Source organism: Undibacterium sp. TC9W (assembly GCF_049339865.1).
Classification (GTDB): domain Bacteria; phylum Pseudomonadota; class Gammaproteobacteria; order Burkholderiales; family Burkholderiaceae_D; genus Undibacterium.
In genome coordinates, this window is sequence record NZ_JBMPPJ010000025.1 from 15,788 (window position 1) to 39,276 (window position 23,489).

Annotated in this window: 19 protein-coding genes; 1 reads left to right on the forward strand and 18 read right to left on the reverse strand. The window is 49.9% G+C overall.

Annotation, left to right across the window (positions count from 1 at the left end; all coding sequences use genetic code 11):
• Positions 1–69: 69 nt before the first annotated feature.
• From ACO0LN_RS25260 to ACO0LN_RS25345, 18 genes are all read right to left on the reverse strand, one after another.
• Entirely contained in the window at positions 70–3,360 is a 3,291-nt protein-coding gene (locus tag ACO0LN_RS25260; RefSeq protein ID WP_422978659.1) for a response regulator, read from the reverse strand.
• Between the two features lie 85 nt (positions 3,361–3,445).
• A complete protein-coding gene (locus ACO0LN_RS25265) occupies positions 3,446–4,489 on the reverse strand; it encodes an HD domain-containing phosphohydrolase (protein ID WP_422978661.1) in 1,044 nt (347 codons plus the stop codon).
• A gap of 606 nt (positions 4,490–5,095) precedes the next feature.
• Positions 5,096–5,716 (reverse strand): ANTAR domain-containing response regulator, encoded by a 621-nt coding sequence (locus tag ACO0LN_RS25270; RefSeq protein ID WP_422978663.1) that lies wholly within the window; start codon positions 5,714–5,716, stop codon positions 5,096–5,098.
• A gap of 252 nt (positions 5,717–5,968) precedes the next feature.
• Positions 5,969–7,171 (reverse strand): DesA family fatty acid desaturase, encoded by a 1,203-nt coding sequence (locus ACO0LN_RS25275; protein WP_422978665.1) that lies wholly within the window; start codon positions 7,169–7,171, stop codon positions 5,969–5,971.
• 146 nt (positions 7,172–7,317) lie between these two features.
• Entirely contained in the window at positions 7,318–8,616 is a 1,299-nt protein-coding gene (locus tag ACO0LN_RS25280; RefSeq protein WP_422978667.1) for a mechanosensitive ion channel family protein, read from the reverse strand.
• Between the two features lie 61 nt (positions 8,617–8,677).
• Positions 8,678–9,988, reverse strand: coding sequence for an RsmB/NOP family class I SAM-dependent RNA methyltransferase (locus ACO0LN_RS25285; protein WP_422978669.1), 1,311 nt, complete (start codon positions 9,986–9,988; stop codon positions 8,678–8,680).
• A gap of 139 nt (positions 9,989–10,127) precedes the next feature.
• Positions 10,128–10,733 carry a phosphoribosylglycinamide formyltransferase gene (gene purN, locus ACO0LN_RS25290; RefSeq protein WP_422978671.1) on the reverse strand — a complete coding sequence of 202 codons (606 nt, stop codon included), beginning with the start codon at positions 10,731–10,733 and terminating at the stop codon, positions 10,128–10,130.
• A gap of 89 nt (positions 10,734–10,822) precedes the next feature.
• A complete protein-coding gene (locus ACO0LN_RS25295; protein ID WP_422978767.1) occupies positions 10,823–11,221 on the reverse strand; it encodes a barstar family protein in 399 nt (132 codons plus the stop codon).
• Positions 11,222–11,262: 41 nt separating this feature from the next.
• On the reverse strand, positions 11,263–11,640 hold the full coding sequence (locus ACO0LN_RS25300; RefSeq protein ID WP_422978673.1) for a ribonuclease domain-containing protein: 378 nt from the start codon (positions 11,638–11,640) through the stop codon (positions 11,263–11,265).
• Between the two features lie 148 nt (positions 11,641–11,788).
• Positions 11,789–13,003 carry a patatin-like phospholipase family protein gene (locus ACO0LN_RS25305; RefSeq protein ID WP_422978675.1) on the reverse strand — a complete coding sequence of 405 codons (1,215 nt, stop codon included), beginning with the start codon at positions 13,001–13,003 and terminating at the stop codon, positions 11,789–11,791.
• A gap of 277 nt (positions 13,004–13,280) precedes the next feature.
• Positions 13,281–14,039, reverse strand: coding sequence for a 3-hydroxyacyl-CoA dehydrogenase (locus tag ACO0LN_RS25310; protein ID WP_422978677.1), 759 nt, complete (start codon positions 14,037–14,039; stop codon positions 13,281–13,283).
• A gap of 223 nt (positions 14,040–14,262) precedes the next feature.
• A complete protein-coding gene (locus ACO0LN_RS25315; protein ID WP_422978679.1) occupies positions 14,263–16,485 on the reverse strand; it encodes a sodium-translocating pyrophosphatase in 2,223 nt (740 codons plus the stop codon).
• 238 nt (positions 16,486–16,723) lie between these two features.
• Positions 16,724–17,380 (reverse strand): adenylate kinase, encoded by a 657-nt coding sequence (gene adk, locus ACO0LN_RS25320; RefSeq protein ID WP_422978681.1) that lies wholly within the window; start codon positions 17,378–17,380, stop codon positions 16,724–16,726.
• A gap of 197 nt (positions 17,381–17,577) precedes the next feature.
• The gene (gene kdsB / locus ACO0LN_RS25325; protein WP_422978683.1) at positions 17,578–18,336 is read right to left on the reverse strand and encodes a 3-deoxy-manno-octulosonate cytidylyltransferase; all 759 of its coding nucleotides are present in this window, start codon (positions 18,334–18,336) and stop codon (positions 17,578–17,580) included.
• Between the two features lie 5 nt (positions 18,337–18,341).
• Positions 18,342–18,536 (reverse strand): Trm112 family protein, encoded by a 195-nt coding sequence (locus tag ACO0LN_RS25330; RefSeq protein ID WP_422978685.1) that lies wholly within the window; start codon positions 18,534–18,536, stop codon positions 18,342–18,344.
• On the reverse strand, positions 18,517–19,557 hold the full coding sequence (gene lpxK, locus ACO0LN_RS25335) for a tetraacyldisaccharide 4'-kinase (protein WP_422978687.1): 1,041 nt from the start codon (positions 19,555–19,557) through the stop codon (positions 18,517–18,519). The genes ACO0LN_RS25330 and lpxK overlap by 20 nt, the downstream gene beginning before the upstream one ends.
• A gap of 116 nt (positions 19,558–19,673) precedes the next feature.
• The gene (locus tag ACO0LN_RS25340) at positions 19,674–20,117 is read right to left on the reverse strand and encodes an ExbD/TolR family protein (RefSeq protein WP_110257768.1); all 444 of its coding nucleotides are present in this window, start codon (positions 20,115–20,117) and stop codon (positions 19,674–19,676) included.
• Positions 20,118–20,119: 2 nt separating this feature from the next.
• Entirely contained in the window at positions 20,120–20,725 is a 606-nt protein-coding gene (locus ACO0LN_RS25345; protein WP_422953340.1) for a MotA/TolQ/ExbB proton channel family protein, read from the reverse strand.
• Positions 20,726–21,945: 1,220 nt separating this feature from the next.
• Here ACO0LN_RS25345 and xseA point away from each other — a divergent pair.
• On the forward strand, positions 21,946–23,307 hold the full coding sequence (xseA, locus tag ACO0LN_RS25350) for an exodeoxyribonuclease VII large subunit (protein ID WP_422978689.1): 1,362 nt from the start codon (positions 21,946–21,948) through the stop codon (positions 23,305–23,307).
• Positions 23,308–23,489: the final 182 nt, after the last annotated feature.

The window sequence follows — 23,489 nt, forward strand, 5'->3', positions numbered from 1 at the left end:
CTCAAGCAATATGCTCAAGCTCCTCCGGGCGTAACTTTCATCGCTACTGCAGGTGACATGTCCAGAAAATCAACACTCGTGCTTTTTCAGTTTATCCGTCAAATGAACCAGGAATTTTCTGGTTTCCACTTCCAAAAGCTGAAAATGTCGCTGGGCCACTTCCAACTCCCCCTGCTTGGCACTCAATTCAATTCTTTTCGCATACTCGACAATGGGCGTCGCTCCAAAGTACCCAATAACCCCTTTAAGAGTATGGGCGGCGCGCTGCAGGTCTGAGAAATTGCTTGCATGCAGTGCAGCTGCAATTTCTGCAAGCTGGGCTGGTATGTTCGTGAGAGCCAGCTTTCCTACAATATCCAGCACTTCGGCATCCGTTTTTTCCAGGGCTTTTGCATAATCAAATTCAGGCAACACCTGTAGAATATCTCCTGAATGATCATCCAGTAGCTGACTTATCCGATGTCCACTCAATACAGCTTCAATACAATCCATCAATTTTTTTGATTGTATGGGCTTGGATAAATATTCGTCCATGCCAGCGGCAAGACAACGTTCCCTGTCCCCTTCCATGACGTTGGCGGTCATTGCGATGACAGGAAGATGCCCACCGCGCAGCTCTTCCCTGGCACGGATTGCCAGGCAAGCCTCTATGCCGTCCATCACGGGCATTTGCACATCCATGAGCACGACATCAAATTTTTCTGTTTCAACCAAACTCAAGGCAGCCTGACCATTGTCACAAACTTTGACACTGTGCCCGGACTTCTCAAGTAGTCGTACAGCCAGTTGCTGATTAATCAAATTATCTTCTGCCAGCAGGATAGACAATCTTTTTATTGATGAAGTCGCTCGATTTTCAGCCTGTTCTGAGTCAGCTACATTATTGCTGTCCATATCCAATGCCGATACCAGTGTTGATCTTAAATCCGGCAACCTGACAGGTTTGCTCATATAAAATTTTATGTCCGCCATGCGGCAACGGTCTGCATCCCCTCGTATGCCAGAAGAAATCATCATGATGACTTTGGCGGCAAGCGGAGGCATGGTTTCTGCCATCTTCTTCTGCAGGGCAAATCCATCCATACCGGGCATGTGGGCATCGATTAAGATGAGGTCATAAGCATTGCCGCTACGCTGCGCGCGCAGCATCTCACCCAAGGCTTCCTGAGCAGTTTCGGCACATACAGCCTGTATACCCATTTTCAGAAAAGCGTCCGCCAGAAATTGCCGGTTGGCAGTGCTGTCATCCACCACCAGGAACTTGCGCTCAGGCAGACGTAGCAGCGATGGCAGCCGGCTTTCTCCTCCCTTGTTCAGACGGATGACGAAGTGAAAGGTACTTCCATGTCCCAACTCACTTTCAACCCAGATGCGGCCGCGCATCATCTCTACAAGGCGCGAGGAAATCGACAATCCCAGGCCGGTACCGCCATATTTTCTGGTAATGGAATTGTCCGCCTGCGAAAAAGAGTCAAATATGCTGGCAATTTTGGATTGCTCTATCCCTATCCCCGTATCTGTCACTTTAAAATGCAAGAGCACCTCGCCACCAGGTACTGCTTCTTGCCGGACCTGGATAACTACCTCTCCGCTTTCAGTAAACTTGATTGCATTGCCGACCACGTTAAATAAAATTTGCCGTATGCGGACAGGATCACCGATGAGCGTATGACGACTGTCAATATCAGTATCAGCGACCAACTCCAGCCCTTTTTGTTCTGCCGGAATGACCAGGGTTTTCACCGCATCGTCAAGCATGGTGGCCAGATCAAATACCACATGGTCCAATATCAGCTTACCTGCTTCTATCTTGGAAGAGTCGAGTATGTCATCAATAATGGTCAGCAGCGAATCAGCAGACGACTTGATCAAATCAAGATACTGACGCTGTTCGCGATTCAAGTTACTATCAAGCGCAAGCTCCGTCATACCCAGAATTCCATTCATGGGCGTACGTATCTCATGCGACATGGATGCAAGAAACAAACTCTTGGCAGTATTGGCAGCTTCTGCCATCTCTTTTGCCTTCAACAATTCCTCTTCATGCATCCTGCGTTCTGTGGTGTCCAGAACTATCCCGACCAGATGCCTAGCTTGATCTGCCGAGCCCCGCTTGATTTCGCCCACTGTCTGTATCCAGCATTCGCGACCATCTAGGGGCCGCACGATCTTATATTCATAGCTGAACCGGGTATGCTGCTCTATGGCTGCGCTCATGGCCTTGCCAACCGCTTCACGAAACTCGGGGACAATCATTTCCAGCCAGTTGGCATAGGTTTTCTCAAACTCCGCAGGCAAACCAAAAATAGCATTCATGGTGTCCGAACACTCGAATATCTTGCGAGCGATATCCAGTGAAAAACTCCCTATCTGCCCCACTTCTTGGGACTGGCGCAAGATAGCCTCACGCTCAACCAATTGCTCTTGTATACCATCCCTGGCGTTCAGCGCTTTAAACAAGAGGCTAAACAGGAAAGAGGCGCACAAACTGATGACGAGTGCGGCACCCAAAACCATGTTCCTGTGCGTCGCATAAGGCATCAATACGCTCTCGACCGATTCACCAACCAGGAAAGTTAATTGATACTCAGGTATCCGAAAGTAACCGTAAATCCTTTCTACACCATCTACTTTAGCAACCCGCCTATAATTCCCGGCAAGACTAGGTGTGGAAGACAATCCAAGAAAGCTGTTGTCGATAACTTTTCCCAGGACGGATTCCATGGATGGATAACGTGCCATTACCTCACCACTATCACGCAACACTGTTACCGCACCGCCTTCAGACATATTGAGTTTTTTTGCCAATGCAGTAAATTGGTCCGGGCTGACGGATACCACCAAAACGCCGTCAAACTTACCTTGTCTTAATATGGGACGCGTGAACTGTAGTGACCATTTGCCCGATACTTTCCCTTTTAAAGGTTTGCTGATGAACAGGGCGTCGGTTTCGGGACTATCGCGGTGTACACGAAAATGTTCGCGCTGGCTGAGATCCACCTTTTCGTTCGGCTTTGACAAATTTGAAAATTGCATCATGCCGTCTTGGTCTATCACTGCCACCTGAAAAGAGATATCTTGCAGAATTTCCTGACGACGACGTACGATGTCAGCAAATTCAGCCCAGTTACCATTCCAGTCGCCTCGTATGTCCAGTAAAACTTCATTGATGCGTCGGACGACGGACTGTGAATATTCAGCAAATACCTGTGACTGTACGTAAGTACGAACGTTTGCCTCTTGCAAGTATTGCGTGCGGCTGCGAAACAACTCATAAGCGACAAAACTCCAGGTCAGCAGCAGCGTCAAGACGAACATCAGTGTCAACTGACGGCGGAAGCGTTTTCTGGCTGTTTTCATTTGCTTTATCCAATGCAGTACGCAGGTTAGATCGGCACTATAAGCACCCGCCCGCTCAAAGAAATTTCGAATCTAAAAAATGTCATCAGTCCTGCAAGCTTGCTTTCACTTCCAAGACTTCATCCCAGGCATCGATAAATGCGGTCACACAATTGGGGCAAAAATGGCTACCCGCGTTATCCTGCAAAAACTGCCGTGCATCCTCGTCAGACCAGGCTTTTTTGTAGGGACGCACTGAAGTCAAAGCGTCAAATACATCCGCGACGGCCACAATGCGTCCAGAGAGTGGAATATTTTCCCCAGCCAGATTATTTGGATATCCTGTTCCGTCATATTTTTCATGATGCGTCCTGGCAATTTCCTCACCCATCTGTATTAAAGGTGCAGAACTGCCCGCAAGGATCACAGATCCAATTTCTGCGTGTCGCCGCATGATGCGTAATTCATCGTCATCCAGCCTCCCTGGCTTTAACAGGATATGGTCAGGAATCCCCAGTTTGCCAACGTCATGCATGGGAGCTGCATCCAGTAAGAGTTGTTGAAATTCAGCAGACAAGCCCATTTTCTTTGCAATAATCCTGGAGTAATGTGCCATTCTCTGTACATGCGCCCCGGTTTCTGGATCCCGGAACTCGGCAGCCTTGGACAATCGCACGATTAACTCTCTCTCTCTTTCGATGATGGCAGTTGTCGCCAGTTGCACCTCATGTTCCAATAGCTTGGCCCTGTCCTTGATCAAATTTTGAGAGTGGCGCAAGGCGAGTAAATTGCGTATGCGGCTACGGCATTCAGGTATATCCACAGGCTTGGCAAGAAATTCGGTTGCTCCCAACGACAAGGCCTCATGCCTGACCGCCTTTTCGTTTTCTGTAGTCACCATGACGATGGGGACATCCATGCAATGCGCTAGCTTCCTGACGTTGCGGATGAAATCATGCCCATTCAATCCCGGCATCATATAATCCACCAGAATAAGATCCGGCGTATTTGACTGGCACCACTCACAAGCCTTGAGTGGATCATCAAAACTTATGGCCGGAAAACCGCTGACCGATTCTGTCAGCGTCGCCAGCAGCAACAGATTGACGGCATTATCGTCAACGATCAATACATTAAGTTTCGCAGTCATCCCTTTTCCCATTTATTTGATACTCATACTGGCATCGAAGGCATTTTTTATACTATCTTTTTGCCTGACACAGCCTAGTGTTTATTAAGTGCAAATAGCACTCTCTACTTTAGTCGTTTTATTGCGCTTATCCAGTCAAATTGACAAGCCCGTTGATTGTCCATTGGGCGTAACTTATTCGACATAACTTGAATGATTACACCTTGCATAGCAAAACCAATGCATGGATATGCCCTGCCTGGTTCAGGTGAGTTCGTGAGATTCCGCTGAATAATATCTTTGAACACATCTGTTCCTTTCGATCTGCGCACATTCTCGTGCAAAAGACTAAAAACAAGTTTAAGCAGACGCATGGGCAATTGCCAGCGAAAAACAAGACACTATGCGAATAGAGAAAGACGGCGGTTCTGGGCCGGTGAAGCCGACAATTGGTCGCAGCAATGGGGCGACAACAGACGGCATTTGATGAGACGTCCCATAACGGGGAAATGGTTACGGGACAGGTGAATTAACTGATAGTCGCTTCGCCTGAAGTGAATAATATCTGAATTTTGCCACACGGCAATACAGAGAAACAAGATTTAACCATCTTTTGATGGTGTCGATCTATTTGCCACTAAACAGGTTTTTGAATTGGTTGATGGTCTCTTCTGCTTGCAAAAGCATACTTGCAACTTCGTGTATAGGCCGTCGATTAGAACGGGCAAAGTTACGCAACACATCAAACGCGACTTGCCGATCAGACTGAAATTTGGCCATCAGCAAGCCTACCGCCATGCTGGTTTCACGGCCAGAAGCAAGCGCAGATGTAAGATTAACTTCACTCTTCTTCAATTGCCTTATCTCTCTGGCGCGCGCAAGACTTGCCTCAACTGTGGGAACGATATTTAATACATCTACTGGCTTGACCATGTAACCTACCGCGCCGTACTCTACCGCCTGTTTGACGATTTCAGTGTCTGAAGTGGCAGACAGGAACATAAATGGAATTGCAGTTTCAGTACGCAAGTGGTTCGCCAGATCAAGGCCTGACATGCCGGGCATATTGATATCAAGCAGAGCAATATCAGGCTCCTGCATCAAGATGACATTCAATGCATCTTCACCGCACTGGGCCTGGATGATCTCATAGTCAGCCCTCTCCAAAATCCTGCTCAGAAGTGTAAGCGTGAACTCATCATCATCAACTAACAGTATCCTGCTTTTTATATTGACACTGGGAACCATGTACACCTCTTCTGTTATTTAAACACTCAAGTGGGCATCAGGTAAATCATAGCACCTGCCTGTCGACACTTTACTGTACCAACAAATGGGGAAACCTTAAACAGTTAGTTAATCTGGTTAGCAGTATTTCTTGAGTAGCCACAATGTTTAACCATCTTGCACAAGCACGCAACAAGTGGGCGACATATACATTATGGGAACAAAAAAACAAAACGGCACCTAAGTGCCGTTTTAACATACGTTCAGTAAGTATCAAGCGTAAGTACGCAGCCTGAGCGAAAACTCGCGCAGAGTCTGGATGCCAGATGCTTCTGCACGTACACACCAATCCTGCAATTGCTGCACCAGTTGCTCACGGCTGACGGTGGAACGCTCCCAGATCAGGCCCAGCTCCACACGCATATCATGCATGGTTTTTAGTGCGCGGCTATGTGCCAGCACCTCAGACAATTGCTGTTGCTGAGGCGCTTCGAGCTTGGTGGGCTCACGCTGCAACAATTTCTTGGTCGATTTCAGCATGTGCGCCTCGAACATGGCTTTCTCGCGCAAGCTTGCTACTTCCTCACTCCACGCACGACGCAAGGACTTGGTATATTTGGCCATGACGTCATAGCGGTTGGTGATCACGGCTTGTAGGGTTTCCAGATCAACGACAGTTTTGATTTCCTTGAACTTGGGTTCAGGAGCGACTTTCTTGACCTTGGCCAGACCAACGATTTCCATGCTGCGGATATACAGCCAGCCTATGTCGAACTCATACCATTTGGACGACAATTTGGCTGATGTACCAAATGTATGGTGGTTGTTATGTAGTTCTTCACCACCAATCAAAATACCGATAGGGAGGATATTGCGTGAGGCATCAGTGCAATCGTAATTGCGGTAACCCCAGTAATGGCCAATACCGTTGATGATCCCAGCCGCAGTCACAGGTATCCACAACATCTGTACAGCCCATACTGTGACACCAACAACACCAAACAGCATGAAGTCGATGATCAGCATGAGGGCAACGCCCTGCCAGCTAAAGCGGGTGTAAACATTACGCTCCATCCAGTCGTCCGGCGTGCCATGGCCATACTTTTCCATGGTTTCCAGGTTCTTGGATTCTGCACGATACAGTTCTGCACCTTCGAGCAAGACTTTTTTGATACCACGTGTTACCGGGCTATGCGGATCTTCTTCAGTTTCGCATTTAGCATGGTGCTTGCGATGAATCGCTGCCCATTCCTTGGTGACCTGACCAGTCGTCAGCCACAACCAGAAGCGGAAGAAATGGCTGGGAATCGCATGCAATTCCAGGGCACGGTGGGCCTGGCAGCGGTGCAGGAATATGGTCACACTGGCAATCGTGATGTGAGTCACGACCATGGTGAAAATAAACACCTGCCAGCCCGTTGCGCGGGTCAGACCGTTGGACAGAAAATCAACTACTGTATCGATAAAAGTGCTCAAAATGACATGTACTCCATTGTTATTGACGGCATCTTGGTTGATTCTGCAAAGACGCAATCAACTCTTTTCATTATAGACATCGGACGGCATTGTACGCGGTTTTAGAGGTGTTCACCCAATTCTAGAACTAATATTGTTGCCTTGCCTCAAGTTTCTTTGGCTGGACTGTTAATTAAAGTCACAACCCGTTGACCATAGGGCAAATTCACATGATGCTCTTGCAAAACTTGCCATAAAGCAAGGTTCACGGCAGACATAACGCTGGAACGACCATTTTCAGGATCGGCAATCCAGAACCCTACCCGCAGCTCAAAACCATCTGCCCCAAACTTCAGCAAATAGGCGGCAGGCGCAGGGTCTTTGCAAACGCGTTCCACGGTAGCCGCGGCCTCGCCAAGGATGGGCATGATCTTTCCAAGATCCGTTTCGTAGCCGACTGTCATATCAGTCCACATGGCGACCGTCCTGTCACTCAGGGAATAATTTTGCACCGGTGAAGACACCAGCATCTCATTCGGTATAACAGCTTCACCACCATCGGTTCCCTGCAAGACGGTATAGCGGGTATTGATTTGCGTAACCCGCCCGCTATATTTATCGACCGTGATCATGTCACCTATGGACATGCTGCGATCGAGCAGGATGATGAAACCAGATACATAGCTGCTGGTGATTTTTTGCAAACCAAACCCCAGTCCCACACCCAGAGCACCGCCAAAGACAGATAACACAGTCAGGTCTATGCCAACCAGGGTCAGGCTGATGAGTATGGCCAGCAAGATGAATACCGCCCTGCTCACCCGCGATAAAACAACTTTCAGGGAAGTATGTGCATTCGGTAACTTCATCAAACGAGTTTCGAGCGCAGCACTGGCCCACATGGCAACGACCAGGGTAACCACGACCGAGGCCACGGCTTGCAGTATGGTCAGCAGAGATACCTTGTTTTTACCCAAAGGCAGGGAAGCTTCATCGAGGGCCGTGAACAACTCCAGACCAAGACCGGTGAAATGAAGAACAACACCCAGCCATACCAGGCTGGCAAACAGCTTTTCAAAGACGGCGAGGAAATTACCTATATAGCCATCACGTGCAAAGGTTTGCCGCACGACGTACAGGGCAAAACGTATCAGTGCCAGTGAACCTATGATGGGAAACAATAAGGACAGCAAATGCGTATGCTGCCATTTGCCTAAAATCATTTTTGCGATCAGGATAAAAATCAGCGCCAGAGTTGGCGAGAGTACGCGGGAAAAACTTTCCACGCCCAGTTTCATCACACCAGACTCGCTGTCTTTGGCAGTAAAGGTGCGCCTGAGCGCACGCGACAATACCCAGGCGAGGCTAAAACAAAGAGCAACCACCCCAACTTGCCAGTAAAAATCAGGCTGGCCCAGATCCTTCGATAAATCAGACAACAAACTGGCAAGTAAAGGTGTGCTCATAGGCGGTGCTTATCGTGCTTACTTATCGTACGTGCTCGGAGACTTGAAGTGAATGGCCGTATTAATCTTCTGCTTCCGCATCTGGCGCGGCAGCTTCTGGAGCAACTTTGGCTGGTACTTTTTTGCGCTCCAGTATCGCTGCAAAGAAACCGTCAGTCTGATGCAGGTGAGGATAGAGCTTCAGATAGTCACCCATTTCCAGATCCACTTTTTGCTCAGCCAACACCTGAGACGCTGGCACCAATGCATAATCAGCATGCTCAGCCAGGAAAGCCTGGACGATGCCTTCGTTTTCTTCATCCAGAATACTGCAGGTTGCATATACCAGACGGCCACCTGGTTTGACCATGCGCGCAGCGCTGGCCAGGATGGAAGCCTGCTTGACATTCAACTCTGCCACGCCTTCTGGCGTCTGACGCCATTTGACATCAGGATTACGGCGCAAGGTCCCCAAGCCGCTGCAAGGGGCATCAACCAGTACGCGGTCCAGCTTGCCTGCCAGGCGTTTGATCTTGGCATCTTTTTCATGGGCAATGACGACAGGATGTACATTCGACAAACCACTGCGCGCCATGCGTGGTTTCAGTTTTGCCAGGCGTTTTTCAGAGATGTCGAAAGCGTACAAACGACCGGTGTTGCGCATCAATGCGCCCAGCGCCAAGGTCTTGCCGCCGGCACCGGCGCAGAAATCTGCTACCATTTCACCGCGCTTGGCACCAACCAGTTGGGCCAGCAACTGGCTACCTTCATCCTGCACTTCTATCGTGCCATCTTTAAACAAGGGCAGGTTCTGGATGGATGGTTTTTTGCGTACCCGCAAACCCGTGCTGGAATACGGTGTAGGTTCAGCTATGATAGGTGCTTGCGCCAATGTCGTTATGACGGTTTCGCGATCACCTTTGATGGTATTGACACGCAAATCCAGCGGTGCTGGAGTGTTCAACGACATGGCCAGCGCCAATGCGTCTTCTTCACCAAAGCGTTCCAGCAATTTTGTCCACAGCCATTCTGGCAAATTGGCCTTCATCATCAAAGGCAGGTGCGTGCGGTCAATTTCCATGACGCGTTGCAGCCAGGCAGTTTCATCTTCTGTCAAACCACCCAGGGAATCGACACCAACCGCATCTGCCAAACCCAGCAGGCTCAGGCGGCGCATAGGAGAACCTATGCCGGACTCAGAAAAATTGGTATAGACCGCTTTATTGCGCAGCAAGCCATATACAGCCTCCGCAACTACGCCACGTTCACGTGAACCCAGGCGTGGGTGATCACGGAAATAACGCGACAAAGTGCCATCTGCCGGGCCGGTAAAACGCAAAATCTCTCGTAATACTTCTTCGGTATTGACGAGTATGGCTGGAGGTAATCTCATGCTGCTTCCTTCTAATATGCTGATATGGCCCGGACGGGCCTTGTTACTATTTTTTGCTAGGTAATACGGATGGCAAACCGCGCAAGCGATTTTGCTGATACTGGTTAATCAAGCTTCTTATTTCTGAATACCCAGCTTGTTAATTAATGACATGAACACGATTGCCATCGATACGTAATTTACCTTCGACAAATTGCAATACGGCACGCGGATAAATCTGGTGCTCTTGTTCGAGTACACGGTGTGACAGAGTGTCTTCATTATCATCGTCAAGCACAGGCACAACTGCCTGGGCGACGATGGGGCCATGATCCAGTTCGGCAGTCACAAAGTGCACGGTCACACCATGCACTTTAACACCCGCATCGATGGCTTGCTGATGCGTTGCCAGACCGACAAAACTCGGCAATAGCGATGGATGGATATTCAACATCCTCCCTGCATAGTGCTCGACAAAGCCTGCCGTCAGTATGCGCATGAAACCAGCCAGAACAACCAGGTCAGGCGTGAATTCATCTATCTTTGCCTGCAAAGCAGCATCAAATGCCTCACGCGTGGCAAATTGCTTGCTAACGACTACCGCTGTCGGTATGCCACGGCTGGCTGCATATTCCAGACCGCCTGCATCAGCACGGTTACTGATAACAGCGGCGATTTGTGCAGGCCATTGCTGTTTTGCGGCAGCTTCAACGATGGCTTGCATATTGCTGCCACGACCAGAAATGAGGATAACAATCTTTTTCATGGCGGCATTGTACCGCTGACAGGGGTCTAGCCCCAAATAAAAATGCCGATAATTACTTACCGGCACCTATTATACAGGCCATTAAAAAACTATTCGAAGGAGTAAAACACCCTGAAAGCGACTTTTCTGTCGGCCCAGAAATCAGCGGCATCACGGAACACGTCGAGCAGGGTCTCGCGCGCTTCCTTGTCAAATTTTTGCGTATTTGGCAATTGCTCAAGCACGATCAAAAAGCCTGGTTGAGGGCCCGCCTTATAAATCATGTCAGTCAGGCAATCTGACAAGGCATCCAGGTTACGGCACATGGGCTTGGGAAAGCCAAAAGACAGCGCAATCTTGCCTAATACTTGTTGTTTCGTAGCTGCTTCAAGGCAATAGGCATACAGAAAATGCTGGCCCAGCTTGGCTGCCTCAGCTTGTAAATCCGGCACACGGAAAGCACGTATCGATTGCACCACATTTGGTGCTACCGTTGCCAACAATTCTATTTCTCCCTCGGTTGCTGAGATCATATTTACTCTTTAATTATTTACTCTTTAATTCTTCGAAAACTCTCGTAATGGTCTTCCGTATAATAGTATTCACCCGAAGCTTGCGGGTCTGCTCCGGCAATAATGCGGCGCACGCCACGGTTGCGGGCACGCGGCGTCTTTACCGTATATTCATGATAGTAACCACGCTTTTGCTTCGGCAATCTGGATTCATAATTGCCAAACACAACGCCATCCTTGTCATAAGGAAATGGGCCACCCTGCTTGATGAGCGTCAGCGTCGTCTGTGCCTCTTTAGGCAATTCGGCAAGCGCCACCTGACCAACACCATTTGGGCCTTTGGCGAAGCTCGTTGCAGCCAGCAAAGCAAGCGTCAGGAATACCAGCCATTTTTTAAAAAATGTTGGATTTATCATTATTTTGTCTATCCGCACACGCTTAAACAGCGCATAGAGTAACGGTTTGTCGATGATGAATCAACCATTGTTGCAGATGTTACAATGTATTAATTCATGCGCCTGTCACATTTGCGACAACATGCCTTGAGGCAATATTGTGTTGAAATCAGACTAATCGCGCTGATGTGCGTACCTTTGTATCAACCCCAAAGAATTGCAGGACATCACCCACCCTGGCGCGTGTATCACGTCGCCCGAGTGCAATCAATTCTTTGGTGTAGGTTGATTCAAATAGCAGATAAGAGGCCAACGCCGAACCGCGCGCCTCGGTAGCGCCTATGCCGCCCAGCATGGTTCGCACAGGTAAAGGCAGGCTGTTGGTATGACGACTGGCAATTTCGTCCAGCCGCTCAGATGGTGCGATGACCAGCAGATCGACCGGCCGCAAAGGTGTTTTTTCCAGTAATTCTGTTGGCAACATCGACAAGGTCTTGTTAATGCGCATCAGCCTTTCTATATCCACAGCCAGGCTATCAAGAAAAATGCTAGACAAGGCATGACCAGCAATTTGCGCCAGACTGGGGTAACGTGCGACTTCAGTATTGACGCTAGGCGGCTCAGTCAAACGGCCAGCACCGACGATCAGCACTTTTTGCGCCCCCAGATGGATGGCCGGTGATATTGGTGCCAACTGACGCATGGAACCATCGCCACAGTACTCCATACGCCCGCCCCAGTTCAGCGGCACGGCAGGAAAAATAAAAGGAATGGCAGCGGATGCCAGCAAATGCTGGACACCAATAAAATCACGCTGCGCCAGACGCTGGCTCCTGACCCAGGGTTCAATATCTGCGAGGGTCTGGTAAAAAGTCAGATGCTGCCCAGCAGTATATGAAGATGCTGTCACTGCCAGGGCATGCAGACTGCCATTGCTGAATGCCGCATCCAGGCTACTCAGATCCAGCATGCGGCTTAACAGCGCTTCCAGTGGAGAGTTATCCAGCAGTGAGTTGGGCGGGGCTTTACGCCATTTGTTCAACAGCCAGCCAAACGACCACAATGTCAGCCAGCGCGCGCCGCTACGCATGACGCCAAGAGAGTCAGCACGATAGACTTGCGCCGCCTCGAAATTTTCCCAGATATGCAGCATGCGCCCGACTGCATCAGCAAAATTATCAGCCCCGCATGCCAGTGAGGTCGCATTGATCGCCCCTGCCGAGGTACCGCAGATAATGCCAAATGGATTACTGGCAGGATGCCAGCCAGACTCCACCAGGATAGTCGAAATCTCATGCAGCACCCCAACCTGATAGGCCGCGCGCGCGCCGCCACCCGTCAAGATCAATCCTGTTCCCGCATTACTACTCGTTTGTGTAGGCATAAAAAAAGGGCAAATCCAGATTTGCCCTAGTGTAGTAGCCCCCTAGCAATTTGTCATGCTGCACGGCACAGTGAAAAGTCCAGACTCGACAAATACAACAACCATGCTTGAACAGTACCGAAGTGCAGTTGTTTTTTCTGTCAGCACACTGAGACGCGTAAGTGCTGAGAAAGCGTAGCGAGCGACGCTAGTTTTGGTTGAGAAGCGCAATCGTACTTTAGTACGATGAGCATCGCCAACCAAAAAACGCGCCGCGCAGTAGCTTTATCAGCATTTACTATTTGGGTTGCATGCGTATGGCGCCGTCTAAACGGATTGTTTCCCCATTCAACATCACATTCTCAATAATCGACTTGGCCAGACTCGCATACTCATCCGGCTTGCCAAGGCGCGGAGGAAACGGCACCATCTTGCCCAGCGCATCCTGCACTTCTTGTGGCATGCCCAGCAGCATAGGTGTTTCAAAAATGCCCGGCGCAATCGTCATAACACGGATGCCGCTGCGTGACAAGTCACGTGCCATAGGCAAAGTCAGGCCGACAACTGCAGCCTTGGAAGAAGCATAAGCTGCCTGACCAATCTGGCCATCATAAGCAGCGACTGATGCTGTATTGATGATGACACCGCGTTCACCATGCTCAGCAGCTTCTGTCTTGCCCATCGCATCTGCTGCCAGACGGCACATATTGAAAGTGCCGATGAGATTGATATTGACCACGCGCTGAAATACGTCCAGTGGGTGTGGGCCATCCTTACCTACTGTCTTGATGGCAGGAGCAACACCGGCGCAATTCACCATGCCGCGCAGCGTACCCAGAGTAACTGCCGCCTCGACGACTGCTTTGCCATCGGCCTCTGAAGTCACATCACATTTGACAAACTTGCCACCGAGCTCAGCGGCCAGCGCTTCGCCTGCTTCTACCTGCACATCTGCCAGCACGACCTTGCCGCCATTGGCAACGATCATTCTTGCTGTAGCTGCACCCAGGCCAGAAGCACCACCAGTAATAATAAATACATGATTTTGAATTTGCATGTTTGTCTCTCCAAGCTATTGTCTATGAGCACATTAATCGGATTGTGGGGATGACACTTATTTGTATCCACTAGTTACATCCACGATTACGCATGATTACGTTTACGTAAACGTCACATCCTCGTATTGTAGCGAATAATCTTCTCCGGGCAAAAATAAAAAAGTGGCAGCGATATATATTCGCTACCACTTTCCATTACTTTCTTTTCAACCAGGTTGCAGTTTATTTGCTGGCCGGTGTAGCAGATGCCGGATCAGCCATAGCTGGAGGCGGTGGCACCTCTGCCGGACTTGACACTGCAGATGCGACGGGGGCTGCAAGCTTGGCCGATGCAGAAGATGCCGATGCTGCGGGAGCTGCAGTCTGTACAGGCTGACTGAGATGACTACCCGCTGCGTTCGTCGGTCCTGCTGCTGGCAGCAAGGGCACCAGCAACAGCGCCACGATATTGATGATCTTGATGAGCGGGTTGACCGCAGGGCCAGCTGTGTCCTTGTAAGGGTCGCCGACAGTATCCCCCGTTACGGCAGCCTTGTGTGCTTCCGAGCCCTTGCCGCCAAAATGACCATCTTCTATATATTTCTTGGCATTGTCCCATGCACCACCACCTGTAGTCATGGAAATGGCGACAAACAAGCCTGTCACGATGGTCCCCATTAACAAACCACCAAGCGCAGCTGGTCCCAACAGCATGCCAACCAGGATAGGCACGATGACAGGCAGGAGGGATGGAATAATCATTTCCTTGATGGCAGATGTCGTCAGCATATCGACAGCCTTGTCATACTCAGGCTTGCCTGTGCCATCCATGATGCCCTTGATTTCCTTGAACTGGCGGCGCACCTCGACCACCACGGCACCGGCAGCACGGCCCACCGCTTCCATCGCCATTGCACCGAACAGATAAGGGATCAAACCACCAATAAACAGGCCGACGATGACTTGCGGATTCGACAAATCAAACGAAGTGCTCTTGCCGACAGAATCCAGCGCGTGGGTGTAATCGGCAAACAGCACCAGTGCAGCCAGACCGGCAGAACCTATGGCATAACCCTTGGTAACTGCCTTGGTGGTGTTACCGACTGCATCCAGCGGATCAGTAATCGCACGCACAGAGGCTGGCATTTCCGACATTTCAGCAATACCACCGGCATTGTCAGTGATAGGGCCATAGGCATCGAGTGCCACGATGATCCCGGCCATGGACAGCATGGAAGTTGCCGCAATCGCGATGCCATACAGGCCCGCAAGATTGAATGACACCAGTATGGCAACACACACAGCCAGCACAGGCCAGGCAGTCGATTTCATCGAAACACCCAGGCCAGCGATGATGTTGGTACCATGACCAGTGGTAGATGCCTGTGCCACATGCTGCACAGGTTTGAAGTCTGTTCCTGTGTAATACTCAGTGATATACACCATCAGGCCGGTGAGCACGATACCGACCAGGGCCGAGCCCATCATCTTCATGCGCATCGCTTCATCAGGCCAGACTTGCCAGGTGACGACAGCAAAACCTATCAGCGATAAACCGGCAGCCCACCATAAACCTGTATAAAGGGCAGACATGATTTTCTTACCGGGCTTGGCTTTGACCATGGAGCAGCCGACGATGGATGCCAGGATGGAAACGGCACCGAGCAATAAAGGATAAACAATCGCTTCGGTGACATTGCTGGTGATCACCAAAGCGCCCAGCAACATGGTGGCGATCAGCGTTACGACATAGGTTTCAAACAAGTCAGCGGCCATACCAGCACAGTCGCCAACATTGTCGCCGACATTATCAGCAATCACGGCGGGGTTGCGCGGGTCGTCTTCAGGGATACCGGCCTCGACTTTGCCAACCAGATCAGCACCAACGTCCGCGCCTTTGGTAAAGATGCCGCCACCCAGACGGGCAAAAATGGAAATCAGTGATGCACCAAAGGCCAGACCTATCAGGGGTTTGATGACATCGTGCTGCGTCAGGGTGCTACCGGCAGCGTTCATGACCAGCACCCAGTAGAAGATCGTCACACCGAGCAAACCAAGGCCAACGACCAGCATGCCAGTGATGGCACCGCCACGGAAAGCAACGTCCAGCGCCTCATTCATACCCTTGGTTGCTGCCTGCGCAGTTCTCACATTTGCCCTGACCGACACATTCATGCCGATGAAGCCGCAGGCACCCGACAAGACTGCACCGATCAGGAAACCGATGGCAGTAATCAGACCCAGGCCAGGTATGGCGGCAACGGCGATGAACAGCACCACGCCAACGATGGCAATGGTGCGGTACTGCCGTGCGAGATAGGCAGCTGCGCCTTGTTGAATGGCAGCGGCAATTTCCTGCATACGCGCATTACCGGCATCCTGTTTCAGGATCCAGCTGCGCGATATCAAACCATATAGTACGGCGATGACGCCACATGCGATGACAAACCACAGACTTGCTGTCATGTTGACTCCTCCAATATTATGGGCATGTTGGCCTTGTGGGCACATGCGTTTTTTTAACGACAAAGTGAAACAACGACAATTCTTCATTTTCCAGACCCGGATGCCAGACTGCCTTGCATCAAGTGACAAAAATGAATCCTGCACACTGCGAAACTTTTACGTAGCCCATATTTTTGGAGAAATCTGGCTGGGGCTTAGCCATAAAAAAAGCGGACAATGCAGTCCGCTTTTTACTTACTTATTCGGACAGCGCCGCAAATGCACTGTCGCGGATGGACTCTACCGGTCCGACACCAGCGATCTTGCGATATTTTGGAGCACCTGGTTTGCCAGATTTCGCCCAGTCGCCATAGTAAGACAACAGCACTTCAGTTTGTTCGTGATACACAGACAAACGCTTCTTGACGGTTTCTTCCTTGTCGTCAGGGCGTTGTACCAGTTCTTCACCAGTCACATCATCCTTGCCTTCAACTTTTGGCGGGTTGAATTTGACATGGTAAGTACGGCCAGAACCTGGGTGAATGCGGCGGCCACTCATACGGTCGATGATGGCTTCATCTGGTACATTGATTTCCAGTACATAGTCTATCGTCACGCCAGCATCTTTCATCGCATCGGCTTGTGGCGTAGTCCGAGGGAAACCGTCGAACAGATAACCGTTGGCGCAATCAGGCTGTTTCAATCTGTCTTTGACCAGACCGATGATGATGTCATCTGATACCAGTCCGCCAGTGTCCATGACTTTTTTTGCTTCCAGACCCAAAGAAGTGCCAGCTGCAATAGCCGCACGCAACATATCACCAGTAGAGATTTGAGGGATATTGTACTTTTCTTTGATATACGTAGCTTGTGTACCCTTGCCGGCTCCCGGCGCTCCCAACAAAATTAGACGCATGTTAAATTTCCTAAGACGAGTTTGAATTTTTTTACTTGTATTATCAAATCATGCCCGGCAGTGGTTTCATTGCAGGCACGGCTCTTTTTTGCTTTTCTTCTTTTAGCTTGATAACACAGTTTCTTTTCACGAAACTTACCACAATTTTCGCAATTCTTGATGCTTTGCCACGAAAACTTGGGGTTTTGCCCGTTTTTTTATTTCTTATTTATAAAAAATTGCCGGACACGCTCCAGATCTTCTGCCGTATCCACCCCTGGTGCTGGGCTGGAAGCAGTTACATGAACCGCAATCGCATAGCCATGCCACAAAACCCGCAGCTGCTCCAGTGCCTCAATTTGTTCCAATGGAGAAACAGCAAGTTGCGGATATTTTTTTAAAAAATCGTTGCGGTAGGCATACAAACCAATATGGCGCAAAGGTGCATAGGCTGGCGGGAACTGCTCGCGGCTGATGGCAAATCCATCCCTGTGCCAGGGTATGGTGGCGCGTGAAAAATAGAGCGCGCGGCCATGCTTGTCTAATACCACCTTGACGACATTGGGATTAAAACCATCTTCCACAGCATGGATAGGATGGGCTGCTGTCGCCATCGGCACATCAGCATTCACCAGCGCTGCCGTAGCGGCAATCAAGGCCGGATCTATCAGTGGTTCATCACCCTGCACATTGACGACAACTGCGTCATCAGCCAGGTTCATGCTGGCCGCGACTTCGGCTATGCGGTCAGTGCCTGATGGATGGTCTGCCCGTGTCATACATACCGGCACGCCATGTGCATTACAAGCTGCCACGATATCGGCATGGTCGGTGGCCACCATGATGGCACTGGCACCAGACAATAATGCCTGCTCAGCCGTGCGCACCACCATGGGTTTGCCGCCTATGTCAGCCAGCGGTTTATTGGCTAAACGGCTGGAAGCCAGCCGGGCCGGGATAATAGCGATAAAACTCATAAAACTTATGTCTTGGGTCTGGCATCAAGTTCTTCATTCGTCAGCGCGCGCGCCTGATCTGCCCACATGATGGGAATATCGTCGCGTATCTGGTAAGCCAGTTTATCGCCATAGCAAATCAATTCCTGACTGGCTTTTTGATAGACCAATTGTCCTTTGCACAAAGGGCAAACCAACACATCAATCAGACGTGCGTCCATGTTTTTTCTCCGAAATCATTTGTATCAGGGATGCGGCAAAAGCTGCATCAAGTTGAGCTACGACTGGCACTACCCAGATGCGGGTATCTTCCAGTAAAGCCGGGATTTGCCTACATTTTACTGCATCCTTTTCGGTAATCAGGATGCAATCAGCATCAACGCCTTCAAAACTCTGCGCATCAAAGGCATGATGATCAGGAAAAGCCCTGGTCTGGCATGGCAAACCCTGCATTGCCAGCATATTGAAAAATCGTTGTGGATTACCTATGCCAGCCGCTGCCAGCAAACGCTGTGCTGCGAATCCGGCCAGTGGCTTGCATTGCGTATCATCAGACAAACGATAAGCCTGACCTGCCAACAACTGCATACGCACGGTGTCTGCTGGCATCCTGCGTGGAAATACTGCTTCCGGCGCTGGCATATTGCAGATAGTAAAATCACGCCGCCTTTCCACAGGTTCACGCAAAGGTCCGGCTGGCAAGAGCCAGCCGTTACCAGCGCCACGCTGGTCAAACAGCACGAGTTCAACATCACGTCCCAAGGCATAATGCTGCAAACCATCGTCAGCAATAATAATATCGACTTGCGGATTAGCTGCCAGCACGCAACGCGCCACGGCAACGCGGTCACGCCCCACCGCTACCGGGCATGCTGCCCTGGCAGCAATCAATACTGGTTCATCACCAACCTGCTGCGGCTGCGAAGTAGCATCCAGCGAAATTACGCTCTCGGCATGCACACCATAACCACGCGAGATGACAGCGGGATGCCAGCCCGCAAGCTTTAATTGCTGCACCAGCCAGATCACCAGCGGTGTCTTGCCAGTGCCGCCGATAAAGATATTGCCAACCACGACCACAGGTACAGGTAATTTGGTTTGCGCTTTGTAGCCCATGACAAACAAGCCAAAACGGAAAGTGACGATGAGCTGGAATAACTTGGACACTGGCCACAGCAGACAGGCCAGCAGCCCGCGCTTTTGCCAGTTACTCAATAAGACTTTTTCCAATACAGCCCGCATGTCACTCTCTTGTTTTCTCTAGCCGTTTTCTACAAAAAGAAACCGGGGAGTTACACTCCCCGGTTTTTTGCCAGCTCCTGAAGCAGTACCCTACTTACAAGCTGGTCATTCCATACTTACTTCGCAGTAGCCTGGGCCGCAAACGTGACCTTGGCCATGCCCGCAATACGCGCTGCTTCCAGCACATCGATCACAGACTGGTGGCTTGTTGCACGATCTGCATTGATGATGATCACAGGATCAGGCTGGGTGCCAGTTTTGCCAGCTTCCAGCGCTGCTGCAGCTTTTTTCAAATCTTCTGCCAGGGTCAGGGTGTCAAGGAAAGACACTGCCTGGCTATTGATCTTGTAGCGGCCCTGAGCATCAATACCGATATCTATCTGATTCGGTTTGTCCTGGGCTTTTTCTGCATCAGCGGTCGGCAAGGTGATCTGCAGCTCGGTGAAACGGCTATATGTCGTCGTCACCATCAAAAAGATCAGGATCACCAGCAAGACGTCGATAAACGGGATCAGGTTGATCTCTGGCTCTTCCCTGCCCCTTCCTTTACGAAAATTCATGACTACTTCCTGGAGCTGTGGACGACATCAACAAACTTGATTGCCTGCTGTTCCATATCGACGACGATGCTATCAACAAGCGCGCGGAAATGACGCCAGAACACCATTGCAGGCATGGCGATCATCAAACCAAAGCCAGTGTTATACAAGGCAACAGAAATACCATGCGCCAGTTGCGCAGGATTAGCGCCAGTTGCATTTTGCGAACCGAAAATTTCTATCATACCGACGACAGTACCAAACAGTCCCATCAAAGGTGCCAGAGAAGCAATCGTGCCCAAAGTAGTCAGGAAACGCTCAAGTTCATGAGCAACAGCACTGCCTGCTTCTTCTATCGATTCTTTCATGACTTCACGCGGCGCATTCACATTGCGCAAACCCGCTGCCAGTACTTTACCCAAAGGAGAATTGCCAGCCAGTTGCTCTATGACTTCTGGCTTTACCTTGCCTGCCTGATAAACACGTATGACTTCATCGACCAGAGTAGGTGGCAAAATGCGGCTACGACGCAAAGAAAGGCTGCGTTCTATGATTAAAGCCAGCGCTATAACTGAGGCAATCAATAAAAAATAAATTGGCCAGCCGGCGGCACGAATGATATCGAACAAATTAACTCCTTGAAGGTTCCTAAATCCAAGCCCGCAATGTAGCGCGTTGTCTGCCTGCGAGCAAGAGTGCAAAGCAAAAAACTAGGCACAAAATGTTTCAAAGCATAATTTTCAACAAAAAGCATAAATCTCGCTGTGATCACAACAACATATCGTGATTGAAAATATTCACTGTTTTACACAAAATCTGTGTGCAAGCTTGTGGATAAGTACAGCGATTCTACCTAAGTCCATGATTTATTTCATTTTTTTGACTGTGCCAAAGATTTAGGCACAGCGATTTTGTGGATAAAACTGTATTTTTCCCATTTTAGCCCCGTCTTTTCTACACATAATTTGTGGACAAGTATGTGCAAAAGTCTTGCACACACTGACAAGTGACTGATTTAAAAGCAAATTATTGTACTGCCAATATTTTAGGCAAATATCCAATCTGACGCATTTTTGCACAAATTTTCATCATAAAAATGTGAGCAGGAAAATGCTCTGCGTTTTGCACAAAATATGTGGAAAACATTGTGCATTACCGCAAATAAATGCTACAAGTCACTGATTTTTAATCACTAATATGTCCTGCCAGAAAAACAGGCAAGCGGCAGTTTTTCAGTGCAACAATACTTTTTCCAAAGAAAAATTAACATTAAAGCAAATATGCACGAGACAGATTTGCTTCAATCTGGGCTTTTGCACAAAATATGTGGACAACTATGTGAAAAAGTATAGGGTATGTAACTAAGTCACTGATTTTAATCACTCTTTTATTCACGCCTAAAAAAGTGGCAAACCCTAATTATTCACAGGCGGGTTCAAAATATTGTCTTTACCATCATTTTCTCCATGAATTACAATTTATTCTGCACAAAATATGTGGACAAGCTTGTGTAAAAGCGCAGGGAAAGGCACTAAGTACTTGATTTTAAAAAAGATTACCGCATTGCAAATATTTTAGGCAAAACACCTGAGCACGCTGGAAAATAAAGTTTTCAACAGCTTAACCACAATTTCTGTGGATAAGTTTGTGCACAAGCGGCTCGATGCAGCGCAATGTCCTTGATTTGAAAGGGAATTTTCATTTTGCCTCATTCTTTTGCAGATTGATTTTTATTAAAAATCAAAGACTTAGATAGTAAACTTTCATTTCTTTTGACATCTCAGAGGCAAAATGACATGCTGATGACCAATCCACGCTTCTGTGGACAGATTTTCCGCCGCCGAGCTTTATGAATCCTGAATCGTCTTACGCCACTCCAGTAAACACGCCCCCCGTGATGACAGTTACGGCGCTGAATCAGGCCGTTGCTCAGCTTTTGGAACGCAACCTGCCATTGACCTGGGTTTCTGGCGAGATTTCCAACTTTACCCGCGCCGCGTCTGGACATTGGTATTTCACGCTAAAAGACAGTGGTGCCCAGGTCAGGGCCGTGATGTTCCGTGGCCGCGCGCAATATGCCGACTTCCAGCCCAGGGAAGGCGACAAGGTCGAAGTACGTGCCCTGGTCACCCTGTACGCGCCGCGCGGCGATTATCAGTTAAGTGTGGAGGCCATACGCCGTGCCGGCGTTGGCAATTTATATGAAGCCTTCTTACGCCTGAAAGCGCAACTGACACAGGAAGGCTTGTTTGACACCGAGCGCAAGCGCCCTCTGCCAGCCTTTGTCAAAACCATAGGCATAGTCACCAGCCCGCAGGCTGCAGCCCTGCGCGACATCCTGACCACGCTGCACAGGCGAGCGCCACACGTCAACGTCATCCTCTACCCTACTCCAGTACAAGGCGAAGGCGCAGGCATGAAGATCGCCCAGGCGATAGCCTCTGCCGCTGCCCGCGAAGAATGCGATGTCTTGCTGGTCTGCCGTGGCGGTGGCAGCATGGAAGACCTGTGGGCCTTTAATGAAGAAGTGGTCGCCCGCACCATCGTCAATTGCCCGATGCCGGTGATCGCCGGCATAGGCCATGAAACTGACTTTACCATCGCCGATTTTGCCGCCGACTTGCGTGCTGCCACACCTACCGCCGCCGCCGAACTGGCAGCCACGCCCAGGGATGCCTGGCTACAGTTATTACAGCGCCAGGCGCAAATACTCAGCCGTTGCATGCACAGGCAACTGAATGACCAGGCCCAGACCCTGGACTGGCAAAGCCGCCGCCTGCTCAGCCCCAGCGCTGCCATTGCCGCCAGACGTCTGCAACTGGCAAACCTGGCCCGCAACCTCAGCCACAACGCCAGCTTGCCAGTGCGCCAGGCGCGGCATGAACTGAAGCAACTGACCCTGAGCTGGCAAACACACAGGCCCGACCTGAGTAAACCCAGGGTGCTGCTGGCTGACATGCAAAGACGCCTGCAGCAAGCGGCAAGGCACAGCCTTGAAGGCCAGCAACAACAGTTGTCTGCCCTGCGCAGCCAACTCGAGATGTTGAACCCTCAACGCACACTGGAGCGCGGCTATGCCATCCTCAGCGACCACAAAGGCAAGGCCTTGCGCAATACGTCTGAACTCAAACCGCAATCGCTGATACAAGTCAGGCTGGCATCAGGTACTGCCGAAGTAGGCATCAGCAGTGTGCAAACCAAACTCGACTGATCCGTTACCGCACAAAACCCACATTGCCTTATTGCCGTCACTTACCGTCAGCACCTATGATGATCATTTTGCGCATATACATAGAATTTGTATAAGGCCGCGTGCATGCTTTTGCACAAAAGCTTACAATGCAGGTCTGGCTTTTCCGGATTACCGGAAATGAAGAACTCACGATAAAAGGA

Excerpts from the sequence above, each read along its gene's own strand:
- ACO0LN_RS25340 (WP_110257768.1), bottom strand. The coding sequence starts at position 20,117 with ATGAATTTTCGTAAAGGAAGGGGCAGGGAAGAGCCAGAGATCAACCTG.
- purN (WP_422978671.1), bottom strand. The coding sequence starts at position 10,733 with ATGAAAAAGATTGTTATCCTCATTTCTGGTCGTGGCAGCAATATGCAA.
- ACO0LN_RS25285 (WP_422978669.1), bottom strand. The coding sequence starts at position 9,988 with ATGAGATTACCTCCAGCCATACTCGTCAATACCGAAGAAGTATTACGA.
- kdsB (WP_422978683.1), bottom strand. The coding sequence starts at position 18,336 with ATGAGTTTTATCGCTATTATCCCGGCCCGGCTGGCTTCCAGCCGTTTA.
- ACO0LN_RS25260 (WP_422978659.1), bottom strand. The coding sequence starts at position 3,360 with ATGAAAACAGCCAGAAAACGCTTCCGCCGTCAGTTGACACTGATGTTC.
- ACO0LN_RS25330 (WP_422978685.1), bottom strand. The coding sequence starts at position 18,536 with ATGGACGCACGTCTGATTGATGTGTTGGTTTGCCCTTTGTGCAAAGGA.
- ACO0LN_RS25300 (WP_422978673.1), bottom strand. The coding sequence starts at position 11,640 with ATGATAAATCCAACATTTTTTAAAAAATGGCTGGTATTCCTGACGCTT.
- adk (WP_422978681.1), bottom strand. The coding sequence starts at position 17,380 with ATGCGTCTAATTTTGTTGGGAGCGCCGGGAGCCGGCAAGGGTACACAA.
- ACO0LN_RS25315 (WP_422978679.1), bottom strand. The coding sequence starts at position 16,485 with ATGACAGCAAGTCTGTGGTTTGTCATCGCATGTGGCGTCATCGCCGTA.
- ACO0LN_RS25280 (WP_422978667.1), bottom strand. The coding sequence starts at position 8,616 with ATGAGCACACCTTTACTTGCCAGTTTGTTGTCTGATTTATCGAAGGAT.
- ACO0LN_RS25265 (WP_422978661.1), bottom strand. The coding sequence starts at position 4,489 with ATGACTGCGAAACTTAATGTATTGATCGTTGACGATAATGCCGTCAAT.
- ACO0LN_RS25305 (WP_422978675.1), bottom strand. The coding sequence starts at position 13,003 with ATGCCTACACAAACGAGTAGTAATGCGGGAACAGGATTGATCTTGACG.
- ACO0LN_RS25270 (WP_422978663.1), bottom strand. The coding sequence starts at position 5,716 with ATGGTTCCCAGTGTCAATATAAAAAGCAGGATACTGTTAGTTGATGAT.
- ACO0LN_RS25310 (WP_422978677.1), bottom strand. The coding sequence starts at position 14,039 with ATGCAAATTCAAAATCATGTATTTATTATTACTGGTGGTGCTTCTGGC.
- lpxK (WP_422978687.1), bottom strand. The coding sequence starts at position 19,557 with ATGCGGGCTGTATTGGAAAAAGTCTTATTGAGTAACTGGCAAAAGCGC.
- xseA (WP_422978689.1), top strand. The coding sequence starts at position 21,946 with ATGAATCCTGAATCGTCTTACGCCACTCCAGTAAACACGCCCCCCGTG.